The sequence below is a fragment of the Variovorax sp. P2_H12 genome (genome assembly GCF_056403395.1).
In genome coordinates this window covers 1-24,230 of the sequence record NZ_JBFUFO010000037.1, presented here as the reverse complement: position 1 = coordinate 24,230, position 24,230 = coordinate 1, and the positions used below count along the sequence as shown (strand labels likewise).

Here is a 24,230-nt window from a genome sequence, read left to right as displayed (position 1 = left end):
CGGTTTTGCGCTGGCGCTCAGAGAAGGGCTTCGATGAGCGTCGGACCCGGCGTTTCGTAGGAGCGCACCAGCGCCTTTCCCAGCGATTCGAGGTCGCCGACCCGCGTCGCGTTCACACCCATGCCCTTGGCCAGGCTCGACCAGTCCAGCGCAGGCCTTTCGAGCGACAGCATGTCCTGCGCCCGAACGCCCGGAGTTCCGGCGCCGACCGCCGCAAGCTCGCCCCGCAGAATGCTGTAGGCGCGGTTCACGAAGATCACCACCGTGATGTCCAGGTTCTCCCGCGCCATGGTCCACAGCGACTGGAGCGTGTACATCCCGCTGCCGTCGCCTTCGAGAGCGAGCACCCGACGTTCCGGAGCAGCCATCGCCGCTCCGACTGCGGCGGGCAAGGCAAAGCCGATCGCACCGCCGCAACTGGTCAGCCAGTCATGGGGGGCGGCCTGCGCGGTCAGCGCATCGAAACCGCGCCCGGTGGTCATCGCCTCTTCGACGACGATCGCGTGCGCGGGCAGCGTGGCGGCCAACGTCCGGCCGATCCCTTCGGGACTCAACGCCCCGGCGAAGGGCGCCTGCGCGTCCTGCTCGACCACGTGGGCCGGTGTGCGACGATGCGCACCCAGCGCTTCGCACAGGGCCGAGAGCGCCTCCTCCGGCAAGTCGTCGGGCGTCGACAGCGTCAGGAACTCACACCCCGGCGCGGACAGCCGCCCAGGCTTGTTCGGATACGCGAAGAATGCAACCGGCGCCTTGGCTCCGACAAGGACGATTCGCTTGAACTTCGCGAGCGCTGCCAGGCCAGGATCGACGGCGTACGGCAGGCGGGGCACGAGGACGCGTCCGGCACCGCGCTCCAGGCGCGCGGTATAGAACTCTGCACGCACTTCGCAGCGCGTGGCCGCAGAGATCTGCCCTGCCAGGTTCGTGCACGGCGTGCGCAGCGCGCGATCGCCCAGAAGCAGCAGGGTGGACTGAGGGTCGTCACGCAGGGCCTTGACGATCCGGTCGAATTCTCGCGCGTGCTGCGCGGTCGGCTGTGCCGGTGCTTCCTTGGGCGTCCCCTGGTCATGGGGGACTTCGGACCATGCCACGTTGGCCGGCAGGATCAGCGTCGCGATGCGCGCGGGACGGGAGTTCGCCTGGCGAACCGCCTCGGCGCCGTCGGCGGCGATGTCATCGACGGTGGGGCTCGTGCGGACCCACTTGGACATTGAGCCCGCGATGGCGTGGATGTCGGATGTGAGCGGCGCATCCAGTGTCAGGTGGTCGACCGCATGGTCGCCGACGATGTTGACGATGCCGGATCGCGCCTTCCTGGCATTGTGGAGATTGGCCAGTCCGTTGCCCAGCCCCGGACCCAGATGAAGCAAGGTGGCGGCCGGACGATCCGCGATCCGGTAGTAGCCATCGGCGGCCCCCGTGACCACGGTCTCGTGCAGGCCCAGCACGCAGCGCATGCCCTCGATCTTGTCGAGCGCGGCGACAAAGTGCATCTCCGAGGTGCCAGGGTTCGTGAAGCACACGTCGACCTTGTGGTCGATGAGCGTGTGGACCAGCTTCTCCGCGCCGTTCATAGGAAAACTCTCGTTGTAGAAGGAGGGTCGATGTTCGAATCCAACAGGGATGCGAGGCCTTCAGTTTCGCATCGCGATGGCGGCCAGAACAAAGCCGGCCATCCACAGCGTCTCGACCAGCAGCAGCGCGAAGGGGCGCCAGCCGGCGCGGGCCAGTTGCCTGAATGAAGTCTTCACGCCCAGCGCCGCAATGGCGACGACCAGGCACGTGCGGGAGACGTCGTTGAGGCCGGTCTGCACCGCCGCCGGCACGCCGCCCAGGGAGTTGAGGATGACCAGGGCCACGAAGACCCACAGAAACCACGGCACCAGGGCCTGCCTGGCGCCGGCGGAAGCGCTGTCGCTCGCCGCACGCTGTCGCTTGAACAGGCCGGACACCACCACCACGACGACGGCCAGCATGGACACACGGAACAGCTTGACGATGGTGGCGTAGTCGCCGGTTTCCTGGTTCAGCATGTAGCCGGCGCCGACGACCTGCGCCACGTCGTGGATCGTTCCGCCCAGAAAAAGCCCGGCCAGTTCGGGCGGCAGGTGCAGCAGCTGGGCAACCAGCGGATAGATCACCATCGCCAGGGTCGACAGCACGGTCACGGTCACCACCACCATCAGGGTGAAGCGTTCGCTCTCCTTGTCGCGTGGCAACACCGCCGAGATCGCCAGAGCGGCCGACGCGCCGCAGATGGCGACCGAACCGCCGGACAAGACGGCTTGCGCGCGGCTCATGCCCAGACGACGTCCCAACAGCACCCCGCACAGCAGCGTGGTCACGACGGCGACGATGACGATGGCCGCGGTGCTCCACCCCAGGCCGGCAATTTGACTCGCCGTGATCCGCGCCCCGAGGAGGCCGACGCCCAGTCGCAGCACGGTGCGCGAACAGAATTCGATGCCGGGCCGGGTCTTGGCGTCATGGCTGAGGTAATGAAAAGCCACGCCAAAGAACAGCGCATACAGGAATTGGGGCCCGCCATGCAAGGTGGACACCAGCGTGGCGGCCATCGCGATCACACAGGACAAGGCGGCGCCGGGGAGAAGTTGCCGCAGCTGCTGCGGCAACCAGGCGGGGTGGCCCGTGTCGGCGGCTGAGGTTGGCGACAGGAAACTGAACACTGGAGAATCTCTTTCGAACAGCGTATGGATTGCACGCGGGAGGGTCGTGGCCCCTTCATGAGCTGGATGGTAGGCAAAGGCTGTTAAAGAAAAAAGCGGATAATAGTGTTCAGAATGATCGATAAATCAAATCAGCAATCATTCCAGCGCCTGCGCCTCAACCTGCGTCAGCTCGAAGTCTTTCTGGCCACGGCGCGCAGCGGCAGCACACGCGCGGCGGCCGACCGGATCGCCCGCTCGCAATCTGCGGCGAGCACCTCGCTGGCCGAACTCGAGGGCGCGCTCGGCGTCGAGCTGTTCGACCGCATCGGCCGACGTCTGCTGCTCAACGAGAACGGGCGCGCGCTGTTGCCCAAGGCCCAGGCCCTGGTCGAGCAGGCGGCCGAGGTGCAGGCCCTGTTCACGGACGAGCACGCTGCGCCTCTGCGCGTTGCCGCCAGCTTCACGATCGGCGAATACCTGTTGCCGAGCCTGGTGTCGCAGTGGACCCAACTGCACCCCAAGAGCCAGATCCATCTGCGCATAGGCAATACCAGCGAAGTGATCGACGCGGTCGCCGCCCTGGATGTCGACATCGGCTTCGTCGAAGGGTCGCAGACGCATTCCGACCTGGTCGTGCGACCCTGGCTGGATGACGAAATGGTGATCCTCGCTGCACCGGGCCACCCACTGGCGAATCGCTGCGCGACGACCCGCCAGTTGTCTGCCGCCACCTGGGTGCTGCGGGAACACGGTTCCGGCACACGCCAGATCTCGGACGAGTGGTTGCTGAAAAACCTGGGACAGGTCCGCGTCGGCTTCGAACTCGGCAGCACCGAAGCGATCAAGCGCGTGGTGGCGGCGAGCGATGGCCTCGGCTGCCTTTCCCGGTACGCGGTGGAGCAAAGCGTGGCGGACGGGCACCTGGTTGAACTGCGCACACGCCTGCCCAGGGCAAGCCGCCAGCTTTCCATCGTGCTGCACCGTGAAAAGCGCTTGGGCCGCGCGACCACGGATTTCCTGGCGCACTGCAGCGCCGCGGAGCGACTCGGCGCGCGCTGAGCGACCCGCACCGAACCGTCGAACCGGGCCGGGGCGCAAGCATGAGAATGCGCGGATGGAGACCAGGACCCCTCGGGACGACAAGAACGGCGGACGCCGCACGGGGCACCGCGCGCTGATCGCATTGATCGCGTTGTGCGTGCTCGGCCTGCTCGCAGCGGCGGCCTGGGTCGCCTTCCGGCATGCCTATCCGCCCGCGCGGCTCGCGTCCATGCTCGCGGAGCGCGTGAGCACCGCGACCGGGCGCGACTTCCGCATCGAGGGTGACCTGAACCTGCGCCTTGTGCCGACCTTCGCCATCGAGGCCACGGACGTGGTGCTCGCCAGCCCGCGGGGAAGCACGCACGTCGACACATTGCGGGCCAGGGATGTCGCCTTCGAGGTGTCGCTGCGCGACCTGCTCGCCGGCACCCTGCACATCCTGAGCGTCGACGCCCAGGGCGCCGACATCAGGCTCCCGACCGGGCAGACCCTGCGCATCGAATCGCTGGCGCTGGCCACGACGGACCACCGGAGCCAGTTGACCGCCGAGCTGGCGTTCGGGCCTCAACACTGGAAGGTGAAGGGCGAGGTCGGGCCGATCGAGGCGCTGTGGGCCGGCACCGCCGAATGGCCGCTCGACCTGCGCGCCAGCACCGATGGCGCTTCCCTCACGGTCCAGGGCAGCATGGGCACCGGCGAACACGCCGGAGCCTTCGACGCCAGGGTGTCGGTCCGGGTGGATGCGGCGCCGGCGCTGGCGCCGTTCGGCCCGGCGGCACAGATGATTCCGGTGCCGCTCGAATGGCACGCGACGGTGGTGCATGCGCCGGCGCAGTGGCGCGCCGATCCGATGGCGCTGTCGGTGGCCGGACAACGCCTGACCGGCGACGCGACTCTCAAGCTCGGCGACGCGCCATTGCGGCTCGAGGCGGCACTGTCGGCAGCCGCGCTGAGCCTCCCGCGGCTGCCGGCCATCTCGGCCTTCCAGGCCCATGTCAATTTCAATCCCGGACGGCTGCAGGTCGAACCGTTCAGCTTTGCCATCGCCGGCGGCCAGGCCCGGGGACAGCTCCGCGTCGCGCTGCACCCGGATGCGGCACCGCACATCGACCTGCAGCTGAGCGCCAGGTCGATGTCGGTCGAGGCACTGGACGCGGCGCATCCGGGCAGTCGGCGCTTCAAGGGCGGCCATGCCGACTTCGAAGCCAAGCTCGCGATGTCCGGCCGCACGCCCGCGGCGCTGGCCGCTTCATCGAGCGGCAACGCCCTGCTGAGCGCCCGCGACGTCGGGCTGGTGGGCCGGGGGGCCGCGCTGGACCGCGACGTCCTCTCGCGCCTGATCGATGCGCTGATCCCGAGCAACGTGCCGCGCGACGACCTGGTCGTGCAGTGCGCCGTCGCGCGGCTGACTCTGCGCGACGGCGTGGCCGCGATCAACCGCTCGATCGCGGTGGAAACGCGGCAGATCGCGGTTTCGGCCAGCGGCGAGATCAATCTCGCCCGGCAGACCCTCTCGCTGGCGTTCCGGCCCCAGGTCAAGCGGGGCCTCGACCTGAATCCGGGCAGCCTGGTCGAGCTGATGCTGCTCCAGGGCCCGCTCGACGCTCCCGAGCTGAGCATCAACCCGCGCGGTGCCGTGCACCAGGCCGCCAACGTGGGCGTGGCCGCCGCGACCGGCGGGATCTCGCTGCTGGCGCCGGCGCTGCGCGCCGCAGCCGGAGAGCCGTCGGCCTGCGCCCAGGCCGCATCGGCGGGGCGCCCGCAGGCCGGCCCTGGCGGCGCGCCGGCCAAGCGCGAACCTCGAGGGCCGATTCGCCGCAAGCTCTTCGGCGGCTGAGGGGGCGGCACTGAAGCTCTGGCTTCTTTCTGGACGAACGTGCGCTGCGCGCCCGCTTCAGTTCGAAGCGAGAGCGCGGCCCTCTGCACTGCCTCGCCGCGGCGCAGCCACGTAAGTGCCGGGCGTCACGCCGTACTCCTTCCTGAAGATCGAGATGAAGGCGCTCACGCTTTCGTAACCCACCATCAGCGCGACCTCCGTCACCGGCACCTCCTGGCGCAGAAGCTCACCGGCGCGGAGCAAGCGGCTTCGTTGCTGCCATTTCTTGAACGTGAGTCCCGTCTGCCGCTCGAACACGCGCGACAGGGTGCGTTCGCAGGCCCCCACTTCGTTCGCCCAATCATGCAGCGTCCGGGGGTTCGAGGGCTCCGCCAGGATGGCGCGCGCGACCCGTGCCGCCCGACGGTCCAGCGGCAGTTGCATTCTGCAGGCGGACGGGTCCACGCATCGAAGCTCTTCCCGGATGACCTCCTTCAGACACGCTTGCCGCGCCAGATCCACCGAACGATCCGATCGCGCCAGATAGGCCACGAGCTCGATGACCAGCGACGGCACCACAGAAACGCTGCAATCGTCCGGCTCCTCCTGCCCATCATCGGTCGGCAGGTGAATGCAGAAGACCCTGCAGGGACGCGCGACCGCAAGGCCGTGCTGCCTGTGAGGCGGTATCCACACCATGGACTTCGGCGGGGCGCGCCACTCGCTGGCGGTGGTGGACGCCGTCAACACCCCCTCGAGGCTGAACATGATCTGGAGCGTGGGGTGCGTGTGCGGCGCAAAGAGCAGGTTCGCACCGCACTGTTCCGAGCTGACGCAGAAAGTATGTTCGACATCTGCAAGCCAAGGCATGGGGATCTCCTGATTCGGTTGGACAACCAGCGTGCGCCGCGCGAGCGACCCCGCACCATTCAGGCCGCATCGCCCACGTCCTGCCATGCGCACCGCATTCATCGCATGACCTCTTTCTTCATGGTCGATGGACGTGTCCTGCCATCTCGCCGGGACACGTCATCACAAAGCAAATTGTGTGCCGTTGAGCAACAAGTTGTCCATACGGGAATTCAGTGCTTGTATCGCCTCAGGCTGTCCGATTCCAGAATTGACTCGTTCGAAGTCGGATGTTTGAATGGACAACTTGTTGCCCAGCCTATTGCAACTATGGATCCAAACCCAAGAAGGAAAACCATGAACGACAAGAATGCGACCCGGAGCCGGGTCGATGACGAGCTTGCAAGCAAGGTGCGTCTCGACGCCCGCCCGCTCGACGAGAAACTGGTTCTGGCCTGCCGCATGCTGGGCTCTGCCGGCCACTGGCACGGCGGGCTCGCCGGCCAGATCAGCGCGCGCGGCGTGGAACCGGGGACCTACTGGACCCTGAAGTTCGGCACCGGCGCGGACGAGGCCACGATCGACGATCTGATACTGGTCGACGACGACCTGCGGCCGCTTGACGGCAGTTCGCTCCCCAACCCCGCGACGCGCTTCCATCTCTGGGTCTATCGCACGCGTCCGGACGTCCAGAGCATCGTACACACCCACCCGCCGGCAACCTCCGCGCTGTCCATGACCGGCCAGCCGCTCGTCGTCTCGCACATGGACGCCACGCCGCTGTTCGACAACTGCGCCTACCTGGGCGATTGGCCCGGCCTGCCGATCGCCGACGACGAAGGTGCGATCATCGCCGGGGCCCTCGGCAGCAAGAAGACGCTGCTGCTGGCGCACCATGGGCTGCTGACCGCAGGGATCAGCATCGAGGAGGCCGCCGTACTGGCCATTTGGCTGGAACAGGCCGCCGCCGCCCAGTTGCGCGCCGGCGCGCTGGGCCCGATCACGCCGGTGAAGCCCGAGCTGGCTCGCGAGTCGCGGGACTTCCTGCTGAAGCCCGAGATCGTCAGCCTGACCTTCCAGTACTTCGCGCGAGGCGTGCTGCGCGCCTCCCCTGACTGTCTTCGCCGCGGCGCCGCGGAGAGCCTCAGTCGGCGCTGATCCTGTTGGCCTTGATGACCTGCCCCACCGTCGCGGCTTCGCTTCGGAGGTAGGCATCGAATTCCGCGGGGCTGCCTCCCACCGGTTCCATGCCCTGCCGGGCCAGGCTCTCGCGCGCCTCGGGCGTCTTCACGATCTCCGAGATGTCCTTGTTGAGCTGACTCACGACCTCGGCCGGTGTGCCGGCCGGCGCGACGATGCCGATCCAGATGTCGTAGACCACATCCTTCCAGCCGCTCTCGGCAATGGTGGGAATGGACGCCGCGCCCGGCCAGCGCGCGGCGGACGACACCGCCAGGGGACGCAGCTGCCCCGATTTGATGAAGCCGCTGGCGGCGGCAAGCGAGACGAGGACCGCGGGAACCTGGCCGGCGACGGCATCGGTGAGCGCCGGTGCCGCGCCGCGGTAGGCGACATGCTGCAGCTTCGCGCCGGAGGCCGTGCTCAGCATCTCCCCCACCAGATGGGCCGCACCGCCGATGCCGTAGGTGGCGTAGCTGCCGTTCGCCGCGTTGAGCTTGCTGGCCTCGACGAACTCGCGCAGTGTGCCGGCCTTGCTGCCCGGCCCGACCGCCAGAACGACCGGTCCCCGCGTGAGCTGGACGACCGGCGTGAAATCCTTGAAGGCGTCGTATCCCGCCTTGCTGAAGATCTGCGGATTGATGGTGTGGCTGTTCGAGGTCAGCAACAGCGTCATGCCATCGTTGGGGGAACGCGCGACGAGCGCGGAAGCGATGTTGCCTCCGGCACCGGGCCGGTTCTCGACCAGCACCGTTTTCCCGGTCTTGGTCCCCAGCCGCTCGGCCACATAGCGGGCCATGAAGTCGCCGGCGCCGCCCGGCGCGGTGATGACGACGATCTTCATGGATTTCCCCTCCTGCGCGGCCGAAGGGCCGCACCACGAGAGGGCAGCGGTGGCCGCGCCAAGGATCAGGCGCGAGAGACAGGCGTTCATCGGCTTCGCTCCGAGTGAGGTGGATTGCATGATGCCCAGGCGAATCCGTCGGCGCTAGCGCAAATCGGACACATGCCGATCGACGCGGGAATCCGGGTCGACAGCGCCTTGGCCTCGATCCGCTATCGAATGGCCTGAACGCGACGCACGCAAGCGTACGGGCAGCCCTATCGTTCAGGCGTCGCAGACCAACCCGAGAACACGCATGAACACCGTTGCCAATCCGATGTGTACCGCCCCGATCGAAGGCCCGATGGCCTGGACCTTGACCTCCCTGGAGCAGTCGTCATGGCTGCTGCCGGTACCCAAGGAGGTCACCGACGAGATCCTGGTCATGCTCGAAGCCATCAGGCGCGCGCCCGCGCCCTTTCAGGCGCTGACGCCCTCGCAGTACGCGCTGGACAGAACCAGAGCGTTCATGGAGGGTCCCGTCCGCACGATCCTGGACGAAGGAATCGGCATCTGCGTGCTCGACCGCTTGCCGACCGACCTGATGTCGACGGACGAGGCACGCGCCGTGTACTGGGTGGTCTCGTCGCTTCTCGGGCGACCCGTCGCGCAGAAGCACAACGGCAACATGATGGCCGACGTCAAGGACGCCGGCATTCCGATGAAGGCCGGAACGGCAGCCCGCGGCTCCACCTCGCGCGATCTGCTCGAGTTCCACAACGACGGGGCCAACACGCCGCTGCCGCCGGAATACGTCGGCCTCCTGATGCTGCAGGAGCCCAAGAGCGGCGGACTGAGCCGCGCCTTCAGCGTCATCAGCGGCTACAACTGGCTGCTGGATCACCACCCGGATGTTCTGCCGCGTCTGTACGCCGACTTCAAGTATTTCCGGATGCGCGAGCACGACCCCTCGGAGCCGCCGTGCATGAGCGCACCTTTCCTGCGCTTCGACGGCGATGTGCTGAAGGCGCGCGTCGGGCCCTACCAGATGAAGAGCGCGTTCGAGATGGGCGAGGCGGACCTGGACGATGCGACGGCCGACGCGGTCGCCGCGCTGGACGAGCTGTTCTCCCAGGATCATCTGGTCGCCGAGTTCTACATGGCGCCCGGCCAGCTGCAGTTCGTGAACAACCAGGTGATCGTGCACAGCCGGACGGAGTTCGTCGACAACGACGAGGAAGGCAAGCGGCGGCATCTGCTGCGGATCTGGCTGCGCGACCAAGGCGATCCGGCCTACAACGGACGCTAGTGGCGCATGGCAACGATGTTCCGGGTGGCGTCGGTCGACGTCACCTGCGCGGAGGTCAAGACATTCCGGCTCGTGCGCGCCGACAGGAAGCCGGTGGCACCGTTCGAGCCGGGCGCCCATGTCGTCGTCGCGCTCAGAGATACCGCTTCGGGCCTGCAGGGCACGCGGGCCTACACCCTGACCTCGCGGCCCGACGATGCCGAAGGCTATGAGATCTCGGTCGCCCGCGGCGACCGATCGACCGGCATCTCGGCATTCCTGCACGCCAGCGTGCGCCCGGGCCGGGTGGTCACGGTGTCGGATCCGGTGCACGGCTTCGGCCTGGCCCCCGAGGCGGGCCGACATCTTCTGATCGCAGGCGGGATCGGCATCACGCCCCTGCTGTCGTTGGCGCGGGAGCTCGACCGGAGGGAGATCGCCTTCGAGCTCTTCTACTCGGGAAAGTCCCTGGCGGGCATGCCGTTCCTGGAGGAGCTTCGGGCCCTGCGGCACGGCGTCTGCACCGTCGCGACCACGGCCGACCCGGCGATGGGACGCCTGGACATCCGTGGCATCCTGGCGCGGGCGCCTGCCGACACGCACGTCTACGTGTGCGGACCGGGCGCGATGATCCGCGACGTCGCCTCGATGGCACAAGAGCTTGCGTGGGACGCGGGCCGCGTGCACGTCGAATCCTTCGAAGGCGCGTCTTCGCCCGACGACGCGGCTTTCAAAGTGATGCTGGCCAGGAGCGGCAGCGAGGTCGGCGTCCCGCCTGGACAGACCATTCTCGACGCCCTGCTCGCGGCCGGCGTTCCGGTCGAATACGACTGCCGGCATGGCACCTGCGGGCGATGCACGCAACGCGTCCTCGCGGGCGAGCCCGATCACAGGGATGCACAGTACAGCGCGATGCCCGCGCAGAGCGAGTGGATCCGCATCTGCGTTTCGCGCGCCAGGTCGGCGACGCTGGTCCTGGACCTGTAGACGGTGGCGTGCCCTGGAACGCGCTTCAGTGCACCGGCGAGGTGACCACCAGGACTTCGCAGACCGCACGCCCCACCGAGCGCATGGTGTGCTCGGTCTGCGCCATGAAATGGACGCAATCGCCCTCTTCCGCCGTGATGGTGGAGCCGCCGATCGTCAATTCGACGCAGCCCCGGAGCACGTAGGCAATCTCCTCGCCCGAGTGGCTCGAACTCGTGCGCGTGGTCTTCTTCGCGCTGGGCTTGACGAGGAACAGGCTCAAGAACCGCTGGTCGTCCGCCGGCGAGACGATCTGGTAGTTCTTCACCGCGTTGTCGGCATCGCCGCGGACCACGTGGTCCTTGCGGTCCTTCTTGCGGATCACGCGGATCATGGGGTCCTCGGCGCCTTCTTCCAACAGGGACGAGAGCTTGACGCCCAGCGCGTCGCACAGCTTCAGGACCGTGGAGATCGAAGGCCGCTTCAGGCTGCGCTCCAGCCTGGAGAGGTAGCTCTTTGCGAGCCCGCTGCGCTGCGACACATCGTCCAGGGTCAGACGCGATCGGAGCCTGAGATTCTTGAGGCGCGGACCGAGGGCTAGCTCTTCAGGGATCGGCGCTCTGCTGTCCGATGGCTTCTTCAATACCGAGCTCCAGGTGGGCCGCGCGTCTGCCGGCGGCAACGGCTCGAGGATTATGCCTACCTGCAAGCCGCGCCGCCCACACCGCGACTCATCGCATCACGAACGCGTTGCCGGTCTTGACACCCACGTTGATCCAGATGGATTTGGTCTGCAGGTACTCGTGAATGGCGCCCAGGCCGTTCTCGCGTCCCACGCCGGAGTCCTTGTAGCCGCCGAACGGCGACATGAAGCTCGCCGCGCGGTAGCTGTTGACCCACACGGTGCCGGACTGGATGCGCTCGGACATGCGGAGCATGCGGCCGAAGTCCTGCGTCCACACGCCGGCGCCGAGGCCGAACGGGGTGTCGTTCGCGATGGCGAGCGCCTCCTCTTCAGAGTCGAACGGGATCACAGACAGCACCGGCCCGAATACTTCTTCCTGCGCGATGCGCATGCTGTTGGCGACGCCGGTGAAGATGGTGGGTTCGACGAACCAGCCGTCGCCGCACTCGGGGCGGCGCGCGCGCTGTCCTCCCAGCGCCAGTGTGGCGCCGTCGTTCCTGGCGATCTCGATGAACGACTCGATCTTGTCGAGCTGCTGGCGCGTGGTGACCGGGCCGACCTGCGTGGTGGGGGACGCCGGATCGCCCATGCGCGCGGAGCGCGCGATCGGGATCAGCTTCTCAAGGAACTTGTCATGGATCGGCCGCTGCAGCAGCAGGCGCGAGCCCGCGATGCAAGTTTGTCCCGTCGCCGCCAGAATCGCCGAGATGGCGCCGTTGACCGCGTCGTCCATGTCCGCATCGGCGAAGACGATGTTGGGCGACTTGCCACCGAGCTCGAGATTGACCGACTTGAACTGTCGCGCCGCCTGCTCGTTGATCAGGCGGCCCGTGTGGTCGGAGCCCGTGAAGCTGATCTTCTTCACGAGCGGATGCTCGACCAGCGCCGCGCCGACATCCTTGCCGAACCCGGTGACCGCATTCACCACGCCGGGCGGGAAACCCGCCTCGGCGAACAGCTTGACGAACTCCAGCGTCGAGGCCGAGGCGAACTCCGACGGCTTGATGACGACGGTGCATCCCGCGGCCAGCGCCGGCGCCAGCTTCCACGACAGGATCAGCAACGGCGAGTTCCAGGGCGTGATCGCCGCCACCACGCCCAGGGGCTCGTTGCGCGTGAAGTTGAAGTAGCCCTTCTTGTCCGAAGGCAGCACCGCGCCCTCGATCTTGTCGGCCAGGCCGCCGAAGTAGTAGTACCACTGCGGGATGTAGTTCAGCTGCCCGGACATCTCGGCGATCAGCTTGCCGTTGTCCTTGACTTCCAGCGCGGCGAGCTTCTCGGCATCGCGCGCAATCAGATCCCCTACCTTCCGCAGCAGCGCGCCGCGCTGGGTCGGCGTCAATTGCGACCATTCGCCGCCCGCGAACTGGGCATGCGCCGCCTGCACCGCGCGGTCCACGTCCGCCGGGGCGCCGCGGGGGATCAGCGCCCACGGCGCGCCGAGAAAGGGATCGAAAGTTTCGAACCAGTCGCCGGTGCTGGGAGCGGCTTCCTTGCCATCCACGAACATTGCGTACTTCTTCATTTGCTTTTGCCGTTTCTTCTACGTTGTCATGGGGGCCAAGATCAGGCGATCGCCGCCTCTTCCGTCGCTGTCTTCTGCAGCAGGGTGGTCCGGTTCTTCGCGATGTAGTCGGCCAGCCGGACCGCCATCGCGCCGATCGTCGCGGTCGGCGTCACGCCGAAGCTGCTGGCCATCGAACTGCCGTCGCAGATGAACAGGTTCGGGATGTCCCAGCTCCGGTGCCATTTGTTCACCACCGAGTCGGTGCGCGAGAAGCCCATGCGCGCGGTACCCATCAGGTGGAAGCCGCAGGGTTGCTCCAGCACGCCGGAGTTGTTCACGATCCGCGCGCCCGCCGCGTGCATCAACTCCTCGGAGCGGTCGATCGCGTGCTGCGTGGCGCGGCGGTCCTGGTCGTGCATGCGGTAGCTGACCTTCGGCGCAGGCAGGCCGCTGGAGTCCTTCTTGAACGGGTCCAGCGTCACGGTGTTGCGCTCCAGCGGCAGGTCCTCGGCCAGGTTCATCAGCCAGGCCTGGTGGTTGAACATCTCGGCGAAATGACGGTGGTGGTCCGCTCCCCAGTGGACGGGCTTGAAGGTCGAGTAGCCCATCGACGCATAGCCCGCCCCCGGGGCGCGCACCATCACGATGGTGTAGCCATTGACGAAGCCGCGCGAGACGTCGGTCTCCATGAACTCGCCGCAGTACAACGGGGATCCGCGTGCGCCCTTGTAGCTGTCCATCGGGTCGTCGAAGATGCCTTCGACGAAGGCCTGCGGGTGCAGCATCAGGTTCTTGCCGAGCAGGCCGCTGGAATTGGCCAGCCCGTCGGAGCTGCCCGTGGCCGACATCAGCAGCAAGCGCGGCGTCCCGATGCCATTGGCGCAGACCACGACGATGTCCGCCGAGATCTCGTGGTGCGCGCCGGTGTTCAGGTCTTCATAGACCGCGCCCTTGGCGCGCGCGCCGTCGTAGACGATGCGATGGACCCGCGCGAAGGTCCGCAGGTCCGCGCCGTTGCGGATCGCCTGCGGCCAGTAGGCCGTCGCGCTGGTCGCCATCGAGCCGCGCGGGCAGCCCATCACGCACTGGCCGCAGTGGTTGCACGCGAGCCGGCCGTCGAAGTCTTCGGTGATGATCGCGTTGTCCGTGGGCCACCAGTGCCAGCCCAGCTTGTCCAGCGCACCGGCCAGGCGCTTGCCCGACCGGCCCAGCGGAATCATCGGCGTGTTCCTTGGCGACCGTGCCGGATAGCCGGGGTCGCCGTTCAGGCCCGAGATGCCCATCTCGCCATCGCAGATGTCGAAGTAGGGCGCGAGGTCTTCGTAGGAGATGGGCCAGTCCGGCGCCATGCCGTGCTCGGTGCCCTTTCTGAAATCGCTGGGACGCGGCCGCATCCAGACGCCCGAGTACTTGTTGGCACTGCCGCCGACGGCGCTGACCATGCGAATGCTGGAGCCGACGTCGTCCGAGGTGACGGGATAGTCCTCCTTCAGGCCGCGCACGTTCGGATGCACATTGGCATCGCGCGTCTTGTCGAGCTCGAACATCTCGGACAAGTGCGGCAGCTGGCTTTGCTGGATCTCGGGTCCCTGCTCCAGGCAGATCACCTGGATGCCGTGGTCGCTCAGCCGCTTGGCGATGGCGCCGCCGGCCATGCCGGCGCCGATGATCAGTACTTCCGTCCGGGTGACGCGGTGGGGATTGGTACGCATGCTTCTCTCCTCTCTGCTTACTTCTCTGAAAAGTCGACCTGGCTCAGGTCCACCCGGCGCACGGCATGCGTCGGGACATAGCTGTGGGCCCGCGACGGGGCGATCTCGTCATCAGGCAGCATCTCGTAGCCGCGCGGCTGCGGCGGACTGATGTAGTCGCAATCGAGCAGGTTGCGAATTGCGCGCACAACGTCCTGCTGGGCGTAGTAGGCGTAGTACACGAACTCCTGAAGCACGCGGAATGCAACGGGCTGGCTCGCCTGCAGTTCCGTCAGGGCGTTCTGCAACGCGTCTGCCGAGCCCAGCGATGCACGCAGCTGCCGGGCGACCAGGGACAACAGGTCCACGTCGGCCTTGCGCCGGGCGCCCCGGGCGATGTAGCCCGCGACATCGGTGCCGGACGGCCTGGGCCAGCCTTCGCCGCCGGGAATCATGTGGTCGGCGGCCTGCATGACGACCGCCAGGTCTTCCTCCGGGATGCGGAACTTCTGCATCGCGGGAGACCACGATGCATAGAACTCCACGCCGCGCCGTTGAACATCGTTCGAAGCAGCCATTTCTTTCTTCTCCTGTGCCTTGATCCGTGGGGGTTGGTTTCCGGCCTCGACGGGCCCGTCAGTCGTCCAATGACTTGGTGGGGCGCATGAAATACACGCTGACGAGGCCGAGGCCTGCGAGAGCCGTCAGGTACACGGCGATGAGGTGGGGGCTGCCGCCCGCCTGGGCCGCCAGCACCGCCGCGATGAACGGCGCGATGCCGCCACCGAGAATGCCGGCGATCTGCGTGGACACCGACAGGCCCGAGTAGCGCACCCGCGTATCGAACTGGGCCGCGAAGAGGGAGGTTTGCGGCGAAAATACCATCGGCCAGATGAAACCGAGGGCGACGACGATGGGCATCAGCGGCCGGCCTCCGGCGATGGCATCGAACATGACCCAGGTCCAGCCCGCCAGCAGCACGGCACCGGCCGCGTAGACGATCTTTTGTCCGATGCGATCGCCGACCCATCCGACGAAGAGAAACATCGGCATCGAGATCGCCGCGCCGAATGCGATCGCATTCAGCACCTCGGTCTTCGGAATCTTGGCCGTGCTGACGGCATACGACACGACGAACACCAGCAGGATGGCGAACCAGCTGTTCTCGAAGATGCGCATGCCCATGCAGCGCAGCATCGGCAGCTTGGCGGTTGCGAAGAGTTCCGAGATCGGCGCCTTCGAGGTCTCGCCGTTGCGCTTGGCTTTCTCGAACTGCGGCGTTTCCTTCACGCTGCGGCGCAGGAACACGCCGACCACCAGGAGAATCGCGCTGGCCAGGAAGGGAAGCCGCCAGCCCCAGGACTGGAAGGCGTCTTCCGGCAGCGAGGAGGTAGCGGCCCAGGCCAGGCTGGCCAGCACGATGCCGGCGGATGCGCCAGCCGCGGGCAGGCTGCCCCACAAGGCCTTGCGCCCCTTGGGCGCGTACTCCACCGCCAGCAGCACCGCGCCGCCCCACTCGCCGCCATAGGCGATGCCCTGCAGGATGCGCAGCAGGCACAGCAACAAGGGAGCGAGCAGGCCGATCTGCGCATAGGGCGGCAGCAGTCCGATCAGGATGGTCGGCGTCGCCATCAGGACGAGCGTCACGAGCAGCGTGTCCTTGCGGCCCCAGCGATCACCGAAGTAGCCGAACAGGAAGGCGCCGAGCGGCCTCGCGAAGTACCCGGCCGCGTACGACAGAAAGGACGCGATCAGGGCCGCGGTCGGGTCCAGGCTCGGAAAGAACTGCTTGCTGAAGATCAGTGCCGCGGCGGTTCCGAAAATGAAGAAGTCGTAGACCTCGATCGTGGTCCCGATCACGCTGGCCGCTGCGGCTTTCCGGCGTTGCGATAGCGAAGGGATCAGATCGACGCCGAAGCTCGGCGCAATAGTTTGGCTCACCATCTCACACTCCAGTTGATCGGTTGCTCGGATTGGATGGGCTCAGAATATCGAGCGGGTGGCCGCGGGACTTGCCGGAATCGGACAGCGGATGCCCGCATTGCGTCAGTTTGCGAACGTGCGCACGCCGGCCCGCCGCAATGCCGGTGGCCTGCGGTGGAGCGTGCGAGAGAGTCGGCTGGACGATCGGCGCCGATGTCCGGCGCGTGCCGTCACTTCCCCCGGGGGAAGTACTTTCCGGGCGTGGCGCCGAGCGACTTCTTGAACATCGCGATGAAGGCGCTCGGGCTGTCGTAGTTGAGCTCGATGGCGACCTGGCTCACGGCCTGGCCTGCGGCCAGGCGACGCAAGGCCTCGAGCAGTACGGCCTGCTTGCGCCATTCGTCGAAGGTCAGTTGCGTCTCCAGGGGGAAGAGCCGCGTGATGGTGCGCTTGCTCGCGCCGACGATCCGCTCCCACTCGAGCAGCGAGGTGCGCGAGGCCGGATCGCGAAGGATGCCCTCGCAGATCTTCCGCAGCCTCTTATCCTGCGGCATCGGCAGGTCCAGCGGAGACGTCTGGATCAGATGCAGCTGATCCAGGATCACGTCGAGGATGCGCTGCTCGGCGGCCGACTTGTCGGTCTTCTCGGGGAAATCCGCGGCGTGGAAGATCAACTCTCTCAAGAGCGGCGACACCGCCACGGCGGTCACTGCCCTGGGGAGGCCCGCCGCCAAACCCTCCTGCACGAACACGCTGTGCATCGTGACATCGGCAACCGCCGACGTTTCATGGAACACCAGGGGCGGTATCCACACCGCCCGGTTCGGCGGCGTCACCCACCGGCCGCCGGCCGTCGTGACGGTGATCACGCCTTCGCCGGAAAACGCCAGCTGTCCACGGCTGTGGGTGTGGCCCTGCGGCACTGTCGTTCGGGTCCATCGGTACTCGGTGACCAGCAAGGGCGGCAGCGCGACGTCGACGCTCCGGACCCAGTTGTCGACATCACCCGATCGATCTCTCATCGCGCGGATTCTAGGGCGCGCTGCCGTCCGAACTGTCGGCGGCGGTTCCACAGGCCTGCTGTCAAGCCATCCGATGCGACCTCCCGACACCGCCGATCCGCCGGCATGCGCCACAATTTCCCGCTTCGGCGCTGCCGTGCGCCGGCCTCGAGAGGACGCCACATGATCACCGATGCACGACCCACCACCATCCCTCTCGACGACGGCGAGAGCGTCTCCGGCCTGGTGCAGTCGCCGACGGCGCCGCGCGCCTGCTACGTGTTCGCCCATGGCGCCGGTGCCGGCATGGCGCACGCGTTCATGGCCGAGGTGGCCGACGGCCTGGCGCAGCGCCACATCGCCACGCTGCGCTACCAGTTCCCCTACATGGAGCGCGGCTCGAAGCGCACCGATTCGCCGGCGATCGCCCAGGCCACGGTGCGCGCGGCCGTGGCGCATGCCGCCGGCCTCTTCCCCGCGCTTGCGCTCTTCGCCGGCGGCAAGTCGTTCGGCGGCCGCATGACCTCCCAGGCGCAGGCCCTGGAGCCCTTGCCCGGAGTGGCGGGCCTGGTGTTCCTGGGTTTTCCGCTGCATGCAGCGGGCGCGCCTTCGAGCGACCGCGCCCGGCATCTCGTCGATGTCCGCACGCCCATGCTGTTCGTCCAGGGCACGCGCGACAAGCTGGCGGAGTTCGGCCGGATCGAGAAGCTCGTGGCCGAACTCGGACCGCTGGCGACCCTGATGCGGATCGATGAAGCCGACCATTCCTTCCACGTGCTGGTCCGCTCGGGCCGCAACGACCGCGAGGTGATGACGCAGATCCTCGACGGCGCAGCCGGCTGGATGCTGCGCTGAGCGCGCCCCTCGCCAAGCGGGCTGGCGTCGCCCCACTACACTGATCCGGATGAGCCACCCCCCTCCCCCGCATCGAGCGCGGGACCTCCTTGCTTCCTATTTCTGGAGTGGCGATGCCATTCGCAGCCGAAGCGTGAGCGAGGTTGTGCTGTCAGGCACGGTCGACGTGCCTGCGCCCCCTGCAAGGCTGATGGCGGACTGGCAAAGGGAGATATCGTTGCGCTTGGGCCTGGAACCCGGAGACGTCGAGCCATTGCCTCTGGCGCGCGCGCGCATGCGCTGGCCGGACTACCGGTACTGCGTGCAGGCGATGGCCGACTGGACGCGGACGCTCGGCCTGCAGGAGGTGCTTGCCTCCTGCGACGTCGCCCTCATGGCCTGCCGCGGCGCGAAGTACCACCATGACGGCGCGCACTATGGCGGCGCAGCCTTTTGCAATCTCTTCCTGAGCGAAGACAAGGGCCTGGACTTGCATTTCCCCTCTTCGGGTCATCGAATCCCGTTGACCAGGGGGACGGCCGTGATGTTCGATACCGGCCAGCCTCACGCTGTGATCAAGCGCCGCAGCGACGGCTTCGATGTGGCCGACTTCCCGCCCTACCCCGATTGCACCCAAGTGTTCCTGACCTGGGAGCTTCCCATCGAGGATGCCCACATCTGGCGGGCACTTCGGATTGACTTCGACATCGACCCTTCGACCGCGTTGCAGCTGGAGGAAGAGCAGGTCTGGCTGAACGGCGCACGGGCCAGCGTGTGCCCGCATTCTGGCCAATGGCACCGGGCTGACTGACCGCCCGCCCGCCCGAGCGCGGGGAAAATGCGCTTGAGCTGCTCGACTTGCTGCGCACTGGGCCCTGTCGCCCGGGTCATTTCTTCCGAAGGTACTCGCGCACCTTCTCCACCGAGTTGCCCACAGCCGCCACGGCCGCCCTGAGTTGCTGCTCAGTCACGCCGAGCGACTCGGTCCAACTGCGCACTTCGTGCGGCTCGGCGAGGGAAATCAGTTCGCGATCCAGGCCGGTCTTCTTTGGGGAACGCTTGTTGCCGAGCCCCTCCCGATCAAGTGCTTGGGGAGACTGGACCCATTCGAGATATTCGAACCATTCTTGCTGCATGGTCATCGGTTCTACCTCTCATCGTCTTGCTGCGTTACGGCTGCATTGCTCTGACGCGCACCAGGTGGCGCCCAGCTCTTCTTCAGCGAAGAGCTTGTGCACCGGCGTTCCGGTCGCCACAAGGATCACGGCAACGACACCCCAGCAACATGCAACGTCGCTGGCGTAGTCACTCATTTCTGAGTGCTCAGATCTCACGGCGATCCTCCTTCCTGATGAGATCGAAGGGCGAGATCGAAGGCGTGAACGCTACTGCGGACCGTTGCGACGTTCTGTAAGACAAGAGCGCAAGAGCTTGGGGGTTCATCGGCATCGGACGGGACATCCCTTTAGAAGCGTTCTGGTCCCAGCGTCAGGCGGACCGATTGCGACACGCTTCCGCAGGGTATTGCTTCGGAGTACGCTGTCCTTACCGGGGATAGCGCGCGTCTGTCCAGCGAACGCACAGTCACCGACGCGCCAAGGGACCAAGATGGCGAACGATGGCCATATCAATGGCGCGGACGAACCTCCCCCGTTCCCCTCAGCCGAATGGCACATGCAGGTCGAGAGCGACGGCGGTCTTGACGGCATGCGCAGTTACCACATCGACGTCTACAGAGGCACGGCGTTCATGTGCCGCATCGCGCTGGCCGGCCATTTTCCCAACCAGGCGGCCGCCGAAGAAGGTCTGGATCGTCGCCTCAAGGCTTGGCTTGAGGACTATGAAAAACGTCCTCGCCTCGCGGGCGAAAATCACATTCCCTATGACACGTGACCGGAGGTTGCAGGATCACTCGAAAGTGACCGTACTGGCCATCAGCACGCCGTTGACGACCCGCGTGCCATGGATGTTCACCTTCACGCCATTGCCCAGCTTCCCCGCCGCGCCGTTGAAGAACACGACGTCAGGGTTGCCGGCATCCACAGATTGTCCCTTGACGCGGAAGTCTGAAGGCGATTGGAATGCGCCGACATTGCCGATCAGATCGAAGGACGCGGGGCCGCCAGTGCCCGGAACATGCCGGATCTTGAGCTTGGCCGCTCGCAGCACGCCACCGGACACGACGCCGCCGACCTCGACCTTCACGCCGTTCCCGATCGCGCCCACCGGACCGCCGGTGATCTGCGCGGCACTCGCATCGACCGGGAAGCCGAGCACACGCAGCGCTCCCAGACCCGCGAAGTCCGTGACGATGCCCGCGAACTGGGCCGTGGTGGCATTGGCCGTCGGCAACGGATACCACCATTGCACGAGCGTCGCGACCAGACCGCCCGGCGCGGCGGCGTCCGCGCGAACGCGCACGATGGTTCCGTTTGCGAGCGGTCGCCCGTCCGGGCTCCCGCCCAGAACCGCTGTGCTGTAGTCGATCACGAGGCCGCCGAGCGAGAAGGTCCGCCGCGTTGCGTCGAGGTCCTGCACCGTGCCCGTGAGAATCGGCGCGGCCGACTCGCGCTGCTCCACGCGCGTCGCGCGCAGCACCCCGGGCGCGGCCGGCAGGCCCCAGACCTGCAAGGTGCGCCCCGCCGGGATTGCGGCGAGGCCGGAGGCGTCCGCCCAGACGGTGGCTTCGTCGGTCGTCACCGTTGTGCCCAGGATGACGAAGCTGCCTTGTGCCGGATCGACCGATGTCACCTCACCGCGAATGTCGGCAGCGGATTCGACCCGACGGGCGATGCCTTGGGTGAAGTCCGCGTTGACCGGGCCGATGACCCGCACGCTCATGCCGAGTTGCAGCCCGGCGGGAGCATCCTCGACGTTTCCGACGGCGGTGCTCGTCTTGTAGCGCAGGCCGTTGACGAAGATGCTGCCCGCGCCATCGACCGAGCCGACGCCGGTCGCATCGGCAGTGCTCACGCCGGTGCCACCAGACCCGACCCCGGAGCCCTCATCCCCACTCGATGCGGTGGTGGAACTCCCGTCGTCGGACGCAATGCCACCAATGCCGTTGCCTGCCCCGCTCGGGCCGTTGTCGCCGACCGGGCCGAGCGCACCTGCGGGGGCGAGCCCCGAACCGATGGCCCCCGGCGCCGATGCACCCACGAGCACCGCGCCGCCACCTCCGCCTCCACCGCACGAGAGCAGGAGAGCCAACATCAGCGACAGGAACCCGTTGCGCAGCAGGATGTTCATCACTCTTTTCTCCCCAGGGGCTTCAAGGGGCCGGGCAGCTTCGCGGCCTCCTCCTTGGCATCCTCATAGTACGTGTAGATGCCGACCCGGACGCGCCCCGAGTCTCCCTTGTTCGCCATCTCGTAGGCACGCCTCATCTCGCGTGACATTTCATGGTGAAGCCCGTTCCAGCGTTCGCGTGCGAGCTGGTGAATGCGCTCGCAATCCTCGATCGATATGCCGGCCGCGAACACCGACCGCTCGAGCAAGGGCGGTCTGCCGCCGACGGTGTTCGACACGCCCGCCAGCAAGTGGTCTCGCGCGTTGTCGCCCAGGAACGAGAACATTCCCTTCAGATCGTTCGCCGGCACGAAGCCCGTCACGGCAAGTTCCGTCACGCCATCGCGCTCGATCGCCATTTTGAGGCGCACCAGTTCATCAAGAATGGCGCGGTGATGCACGTTGCCCCGACTGGCGCGATGCGCGACAGCCTCGAAGGAGGGCGTCGACTCGTCATCGGACACGATCGGCAGCGAGCGGTGGGCTGGGTCGTCGGCGAACATCTGCAGCCACAACGTCAAGGTTCTCGCCTCGGCCGACATCTCGGTTTGCGGCAAGGCAACCGTTGGTTCGCGCACTCTGCTGGTCACGGCCTTGCGGTTCAATCCGGTCGTCACCGACAACTGGCTGATGTTGGGGTCAGTGCCCTTCTCCAGCCATGCGCGCCGCGCCTCATCAAGCAGCACATCGCGCAGCAGTTTTTCCAGGTGCGCGTGCTTGACGCCGAAGGCCAGCGCGAGCCTCACCAGCGGACGCAGGACGCGGGCGCATGCATCGAGCACCCACGCGAGCTGGCCCTCTCTCGATTGGGCCATCGGCTGCCGGGGCGAACGCTGGTCCCGGCCATGCTTGGCGCTCTTCGAACCCGTGTGTCTGGTGGCCATGCAGTTCGATCCTGACCTCGGGCGACAGCAGTGAACGACTCGTTACCAACTGGACAAAGACATCAGCCTCTGTCTTACAAATCCGGCGCTTTGGCGAGCGCACAAGAGTAACCGATGGGAACTTTTCACATACATCTTCTTACCATTTCCTGGAGAGCGCAATGGCCATTCAGTTGACGGGTGCCTCGCGAACAGCAACCCTTCCACCTGGAGCGTCGCCATGAGCACCGCCGCAAAGGAAGACACAGGTGTCCTGCGTGACAAGGAGTTTCCCTGGCATGCCCTGGGGATGCCGGAGCGGGCGTCGGTGATGGACTTCGCGGCCTTCTCGGTGGTGATCAATCTACTCGTGGTGATCACCGCACTCATCCCTGCTCCATGACTTTCTGGCTTCCCTGTCATCGCCATGACGAAGTTCTGCGAGTCCTGCCACACCGCCAACAGCGACCGCGCGAAGTACTGCCGAGGATGCGCGGGCAAGTTCAGCGGAATTCGCACGGCTGCGCACGTTTCGGCGGGGTCCTTGCCGGAGGGAAGGCCCCATAGAGTAGCGAGAGTCGCGCAATCCGTTCCGATGGCGATGGCGATGCCAATGCCGGCGCCCGCACGATGGCCAGCAGGGACGAGGGCGAGCGATCTCTTGGTCGTATCGCGAATCCCCAAGAAGCGCGATTTCGCTCGCCGGTTGACCTTGCCCGGCGGCCTCGATGTTCCCGTCGTGCTGATGTTGATGGTCGTCTTCCTGTCGAGTGCTGCGTTCGTTTTCTGGTACTGGAACCGCACTGCCGAGCGAAGTCTGGAGTCCACCCGTGAGGCGGCGCCGATCCATTGGCAGTCCAAGTCGCAGACTGCGTCGCTTCCGGCGCCCGCGACGCATTCGCAACCGGCGGTCGCGCCGGTCGCGGTCGCTCCGATGGTCGAGCATCATGTCGAGCCAACGCGCTCGCTGCTGGCGGAGCCGTCCGAAACGCAGGCCCCGACGCCCGCGGCGGCCCGGACGCAGGTCGTGGCGTCCGAAGAACAAGCCTCCGAAGCACATCGGCCTGTGGCCGCACCGCAAGCCGACGAGGCACGGACTTCGGATGCGCAAGCTTCTCAGGCGCCGCCAAGGCAAGCGGTGGCAGCACTGCGGCGGGACCGCCCCGGCGCCCGACAGCGCGAAAGGAGCATGACGTCGACCGTCACCGCGTCGCGCGCATTGCCTGTCGACCGTCAATCAGAAGCAGCACCGAAGGCCGCCGCTCCCGATGTCGAGCGATCGATCCGAACGGAACAGCCACACATTGCCAGCCGGGCATCGGCGACGCTCCCGACCGCCTCGGTCCCAAACGGAACGGCTCGCACGGCAGGCAGCACGACTCACTGCGACCCGCACAATCCGTTCGGCGAAGCCATCTGCGTGAGCGCTGCCACACCGGCGGCGCAAGCGCCGAGTTCTTCCAGCGCGGCGATCTCGAGCGCATCGTCGAATCAAAACGCGACCAAGGGGACCCACTCGCCTGGCGCTTTCGCGATCACCAACGCCCCGGCGGATCCGGGCGGCAACAGCCCCGGCGCTGGCAATGGGCCCAGTGGTGGGACGGGTGTTGGTACAGGAAGCGGCGCTGGCACTGCCGCGGGTGGTGCAGGAAGTGGGGCTGGCAGCGGAACCGGTGGCGGCGCAGGGGGTGGCGCTGGCGGTGGAGCCGGTGGCGGCGCAGGAGGTGGCGCGGGCGGCGGAGGAGCCGGTGGCGGCGCGGGCGGCGGAGGAGCCGGCGGCGGCGCGGGCGGCGGAGGAGCCGGCGGC

Annotated in this window: 23 protein-coding genes; 10 read left to right on the top strand and 13 right to left on the bottom strand. The window is 67.0% G+C overall.

What is annotated here, in order from left to right; all coding sequences use genetic code 11:
• Positions 1 to 17: 17 nt before the first annotated feature.
• Both AC1DYK_RS26300 and AC1DYK_RS26295 read right to left on the bottom strand, forming a co-directional pair.
• The gene (locus tag AC1DYK_RS26300; RefSeq protein WP_478168975.1) at positions 18 to 1,574 is read right to left on the bottom strand and encodes an acetolactate synthase large subunit; all 1,557 of its coding nucleotides are present in this window, start codon (positions 1,572 to 1,574) and stop codon (positions 18 to 20) included.
• 60 nt (positions 1,575 to 1,634) lie between these two features.
• Entirely contained in the window at positions 1,635 to 2,576 is a 942-nt protein-coding gene (locus tag AC1DYK_RS26295) for a YeiH family protein (RefSeq protein ID WP_478092032.1), read from the bottom strand.
• 225 nt (positions 2,577 to 2,801) lie between these two features.
• Between AC1DYK_RS26295 and AC1DYK_RS26290 the strand changes: the two genes are divergently transcribed.
• Complete coding sequence (locus AC1DYK_RS26290; protein ID WP_478169014.1) at positions 2,802 to 3,728, top strand: LysR family transcriptional regulator; 927 nt, start codon at positions 2,802 to 2,804, stop codon at positions 3,726 to 3,728.
• Between the two features lie 55 nt (positions 3,729 to 3,783).
• A complete protein-coding gene (locus AC1DYK_RS26285; RefSeq protein WP_478168974.1) occupies positions 3,784 to 5,547 on the top strand; it encodes an AsmA family protein in 1,764 nt (587 codons plus the stop codon).
• A 57-nt stretch (positions 5,548 to 5,604) separates the two neighbouring features.
• Here the strand turns inward: AC1DYK_RS26285 and AC1DYK_RS26280 are convergent, their stop codons facing one another.
• Positions 5,605 to 6,498, bottom strand: a complete 894-nt coding sequence (locus AC1DYK_RS26280; RefSeq protein ID WP_478168973.1) for an AraC family transcriptional regulator — start codon at positions 6,496 to 6,498, stop codon at positions 5,605 to 5,607.
• A gap of 234 nt (positions 6,499 to 6,732) precedes the next feature.
• On the opposite strand from AC1DYK_RS26280, the gene AC1DYK_RS26275 reads away from it, so the two are divergent.
• Positions 6,733 to 7,533 carry an aldolase gene (locus AC1DYK_RS26275; RefSeq protein WP_478168972.1) on the top strand — a complete coding sequence of 267 codons (801 nt, stop codon included), beginning with the start codon at positions 6,733 to 6,735 and terminating at the stop codon, positions 7,531 to 7,533.
• On the opposite strand, the gene AC1DYK_RS26270 is transcribed toward AC1DYK_RS26275, so the two are convergent.
• Positions 7,520 to 8,398: a tripartite tricarboxylate transporter substrate binding protein gene (locus AC1DYK_RS26270; RefSeq protein WP_478168971.1), complete on the bottom strand. Its 879-nt coding sequence runs from the start codon at positions 8,396 to 8,398 to the stop codon at positions 7,520 to 7,522. The genes AC1DYK_RS26275 and AC1DYK_RS26270 overlap by 14 nt on opposite strands.
• Before the next feature lie 295 nt (positions 8,399 to 8,693).
• Between AC1DYK_RS26270 and AC1DYK_RS26265 the strand changes: the two genes are divergently transcribed.
• On the top strand, positions 8,694 to 9,686 hold the full coding sequence (locus AC1DYK_RS26265) for a TauD/TfdA family dioxygenase (RefSeq protein ID WP_478168970.1): 993 nt from the start codon (positions 8,694 to 8,696) through the stop codon (positions 9,684 to 9,686).
• 6 nt (positions 9,687 to 9,692) lie between these two features.
• Positions 9,693 to 10,652 (top strand): PDR/VanB family oxidoreductase, encoded by a 960-nt coding sequence (locus tag AC1DYK_RS26260; RefSeq protein WP_478168969.1) that lies wholly within the window; start codon positions 9,693 to 9,695, stop codon positions 10,650 to 10,652.
• 25 nt (positions 10,653 to 10,677) lie between these two features.
• On the opposite strand, the gene AC1DYK_RS26255 is transcribed toward AC1DYK_RS26260, so the two are convergent.
• The 6 genes from AC1DYK_RS26255 to AC1DYK_RS26230 form a co-directional block, all read right to left on the bottom strand.
• Positions 10,678 to 11,274: a helix-turn-helix domain-containing protein gene (locus AC1DYK_RS26255; RefSeq protein WP_478168968.1), complete on the bottom strand. Its 597-nt coding sequence runs from the start codon at positions 11,272 to 11,274 to the stop codon at positions 10,678 to 10,680.
• Between the two features lie 88 nt (positions 11,275 to 11,362).
• A complete protein-coding gene (locus AC1DYK_RS26250; RefSeq protein WP_478168967.1) occupies positions 11,363 to 12,841 on the bottom strand; it encodes an aldehyde dehydrogenase in 1,479 nt (492 codons plus the stop codon).
• A gap of 41 nt (positions 12,842 to 12,882) precedes the next feature.
• Positions 12,883 to 14,535 carry a GMC family oxidoreductase gene (locus AC1DYK_RS26245; protein WP_478168966.1) on the bottom strand — a complete coding sequence of 551 codons (1,653 nt, stop codon included), beginning with the start codon at positions 14,533 to 14,535 and terminating at the stop codon, positions 12,883 to 12,885.
• A gap of 17 nt (positions 14,536 to 14,552) precedes the next feature.
• Positions 14,553 to 15,092, bottom strand: coding sequence for a hypothetical protein (locus AC1DYK_RS26240; protein ID WP_478168965.1), 540 nt, complete (start codon positions 15,090 to 15,092; stop codon positions 14,553 to 14,555).
• A gap of 58 nt (positions 15,093 to 15,150) precedes the next feature.
• Positions 15,151 to 16,455: an MFS transporter gene (locus AC1DYK_RS26235; protein WP_478168964.1), complete on the bottom strand. Its 1,305-nt coding sequence runs from the start codon at positions 16,453 to 16,455 to the stop codon at positions 15,151 to 15,153.
• Positions 16,456 to 16,667: 212 nt separating this feature from the next.
• Positions 16,668 to 17,459, bottom strand: coding sequence for an AraC family transcriptional regulator (locus tag AC1DYK_RS26230; RefSeq protein WP_478168963.1), 792 nt, complete (start codon positions 17,457 to 17,459; stop codon positions 16,668 to 16,670).
• Between the two features lie 162 nt (positions 17,460 to 17,621).
• Between AC1DYK_RS26230 and AC1DYK_RS26225 the strand changes: the two genes are divergently transcribed.
• Complete coding sequence (locus tag AC1DYK_RS26225) at positions 17,622 to 18,293, top strand: alpha/beta hydrolase family protein (protein ID WP_478168962.1); 672 nt, start codon at positions 17,622 to 17,624, stop codon at positions 18,291 to 18,293.
• A 49-nt stretch (positions 18,294 to 18,342) separates the two neighbouring features.
• A complete protein-coding gene (locus tag AC1DYK_RS26220; RefSeq protein WP_478168961.1) occupies positions 18,343 to 19,083 on the top strand; it encodes a hypothetical protein in 741 nt (246 codons plus the stop codon).
• 76 nt (positions 19,084 to 19,159) lie between these two features.
• Here AC1DYK_RS26220 and AC1DYK_RS26215 read toward each other — a convergent pair whose 3' ends face one another.
• Positions 19,160 to 19,414: a DUF3606 domain-containing protein gene (locus tag AC1DYK_RS26215; protein WP_478168960.1), complete on the bottom strand. Its 255-nt coding sequence runs from the start codon at positions 19,412 to 19,414 to the stop codon at positions 19,160 to 19,162.
• A 466-nt stretch (positions 19,415 to 19,880) separates the two neighbouring features.
• Between AC1DYK_RS26215 and AC1DYK_RS26210 the strand changes: the two genes are divergently transcribed.
• Positions 19,881 to 20,165, top strand: coding sequence for a hypothetical protein (locus AC1DYK_RS26210; protein ID WP_478168959.1), 285 nt, complete (start codon positions 19,881 to 19,883; stop codon positions 20,163 to 20,165).
• A gap of 15 nt (positions 20,166 to 20,180) precedes the next feature.
• Here AC1DYK_RS26210 and AC1DYK_RS26205 read toward each other — a convergent pair whose 3' ends face one another.
• Positions 20,181 to 21,521 (bottom strand): DUF5666 domain-containing protein, encoded by a 1,341-nt coding sequence (locus AC1DYK_RS26205; RefSeq protein ID WP_478168958.1) that lies wholly within the window; start codon positions 21,519 to 21,521, stop codon positions 20,181 to 20,183.
• Positions 21,521 to 22,444, bottom strand: a complete 924-nt coding sequence (locus AC1DYK_RS26200) for a DUF6502 family protein (protein WP_478168957.1) — start codon at positions 22,442 to 22,444, stop codon at positions 21,521 to 21,523. The genes AC1DYK_RS26205 and AC1DYK_RS26200 overlap by 1 nt, the downstream gene beginning before the upstream one ends.
• A gap of 220 nt (positions 22,445 to 22,664) precedes the next feature.
• Here AC1DYK_RS26200 and AC1DYK_RS26195 point away from each other — a divergent pair, with 220 nt between their 5' ends.
• Positions 22,665 to 22,826 carry a hypothetical protein gene (locus tag AC1DYK_RS26195; protein ID WP_478168956.1) on the top strand — a complete coding sequence of 54 codons (162 nt, stop codon included), beginning with the start codon at positions 22,665 to 22,667 and terminating at the stop codon, positions 22,824 to 22,826.
• Between the two features lie 1,201 nt (positions 22,827 to 24,027).
• A partial coding sequence (locus AC1DYK_RS26190; RefSeq protein ID WP_478168955.1) for a hypothetical protein occupies positions 24,028 to 24,230 on the top strand: 203 nt, incomplete at its 3' end.

Coding starts and splice junctions, on each gene's coding strand:
- AC1DYK_RS26245 (WP_478168966.1), bottom strand. CDS start 14,535: ATGCGTACCAATCCCCACCGCGTCACCCGGACGGAAGTACTGATCATC.
- AC1DYK_RS26300 (WP_478168975.1), bottom strand. CDS start 1,574: ATGAACGGCGCGGAGAAGCTGGTCCACACGCTCATCGACCACAAGGTC.
- AC1DYK_RS26200 (WP_478168957.1), bottom strand. CDS start 22,444: ATGGCCACCAGACACACGGGTTCGAAGAGCGCCAAGCATGGCCGGGAC.
- AC1DYK_RS26285 (WP_478168974.1), top strand. CDS start 3,784: ATGGAGACCAGGACCCCTCGGGACGACAAGAACGGCGGACGCCGCACG.
- AC1DYK_RS26290 (WP_478169014.1), top strand. CDS start 2,802: ATGATCGATAAATCAAATCAGCAATCATTCCAGCGCCTGCGCCTCAAC.
- AC1DYK_RS26230 (WP_478168963.1), bottom strand. CDS start 17,459: ATGAGAGATCGATCGGGTGATGTCGACAACTGGGTCCGGAGCGTCGAC.
- AC1DYK_RS26205 (WP_478168958.1), bottom strand. CDS start 21,521: ATGAACATCCTGCTGCGCAACGGGTTCCTGTCGCTGATGTTGGCTCTC.
- AC1DYK_RS26265 (WP_478168970.1), top strand. CDS start 8,694: ATGAACACCGTTGCCAATCCGATGTGTACCGCCCCGATCGAAGGCCCG.
- AC1DYK_RS26225 (WP_478168962.1), top strand. CDS start 17,622: ATGATCACCGATGCACGACCCACCACCATCCCTCTCGACGACGGCGAG.
- AC1DYK_RS26210 (WP_478168959.1), top strand. CDS start 19,881: ATGGCGAACGATGGCCATATCAATGGCGCGGACGAACCTCCCCCGTTC.
- AC1DYK_RS26295 (WP_478092032.1), bottom strand. CDS start 2,576: ATGGCCGCCACGCTGGTGTCCACCTTGCATGGCGGGCCCCAATTCCTG.
- AC1DYK_RS26270 (WP_478168971.1), bottom strand. CDS start 8,398: ATGAAGATCGTCGTCATCACCGCGCCGGGCGGCGCCGGCGACTTCATG.
- AC1DYK_RS26215 (WP_478168960.1), bottom strand. CDS start 19,414: ATGACCATGCAGCAAGAATGGTTCGAATATCTCGAATGGGTCCAGTCT.
- AC1DYK_RS26275 (WP_478168972.1), top strand. CDS start 6,733: ATGAACGACAAGAATGCGACCCGGAGCCGGGTCGATGACGAGCTTGCA.
- AC1DYK_RS26280 (WP_478168973.1), bottom strand. CDS start 6,498: ATGAATGCGGTGCGCATGGCAGGACGTGGGCGATGCGGCCTGAATGGT.
- AC1DYK_RS26240 (WP_478168965.1), bottom strand. CDS start 15,092: ATGGCTGCTTCGAACGATGTTCAACGGCGCGGCGTGGAGTTCTATGCA.
- AC1DYK_RS26250 (WP_478168967.1), bottom strand. CDS start 12,841: ATGAAGAAGTACGCAATGTTCGTGGATGGCAAGGAAGCCGCTCCCAGC.
- AC1DYK_RS26195 (WP_478168956.1), top strand. CDS start 22,665: ATGAGCACCGCCGCAAAGGAAGACACAGGTGTCCTGCGTGACAAGGAG.
- AC1DYK_RS26220 (WP_478168961.1), top strand. CDS start 18,343: ATGAGCCACCCCCCTCCCCCGCATCGAGCGCGGGACCTCCTTGCTTCC.
- AC1DYK_RS26260 (WP_478168969.1), top strand. CDS start 9,693: ATGGCAACGATGTTCCGGGTGGCGTCGGTCGACGTCACCTGCGCGGAG.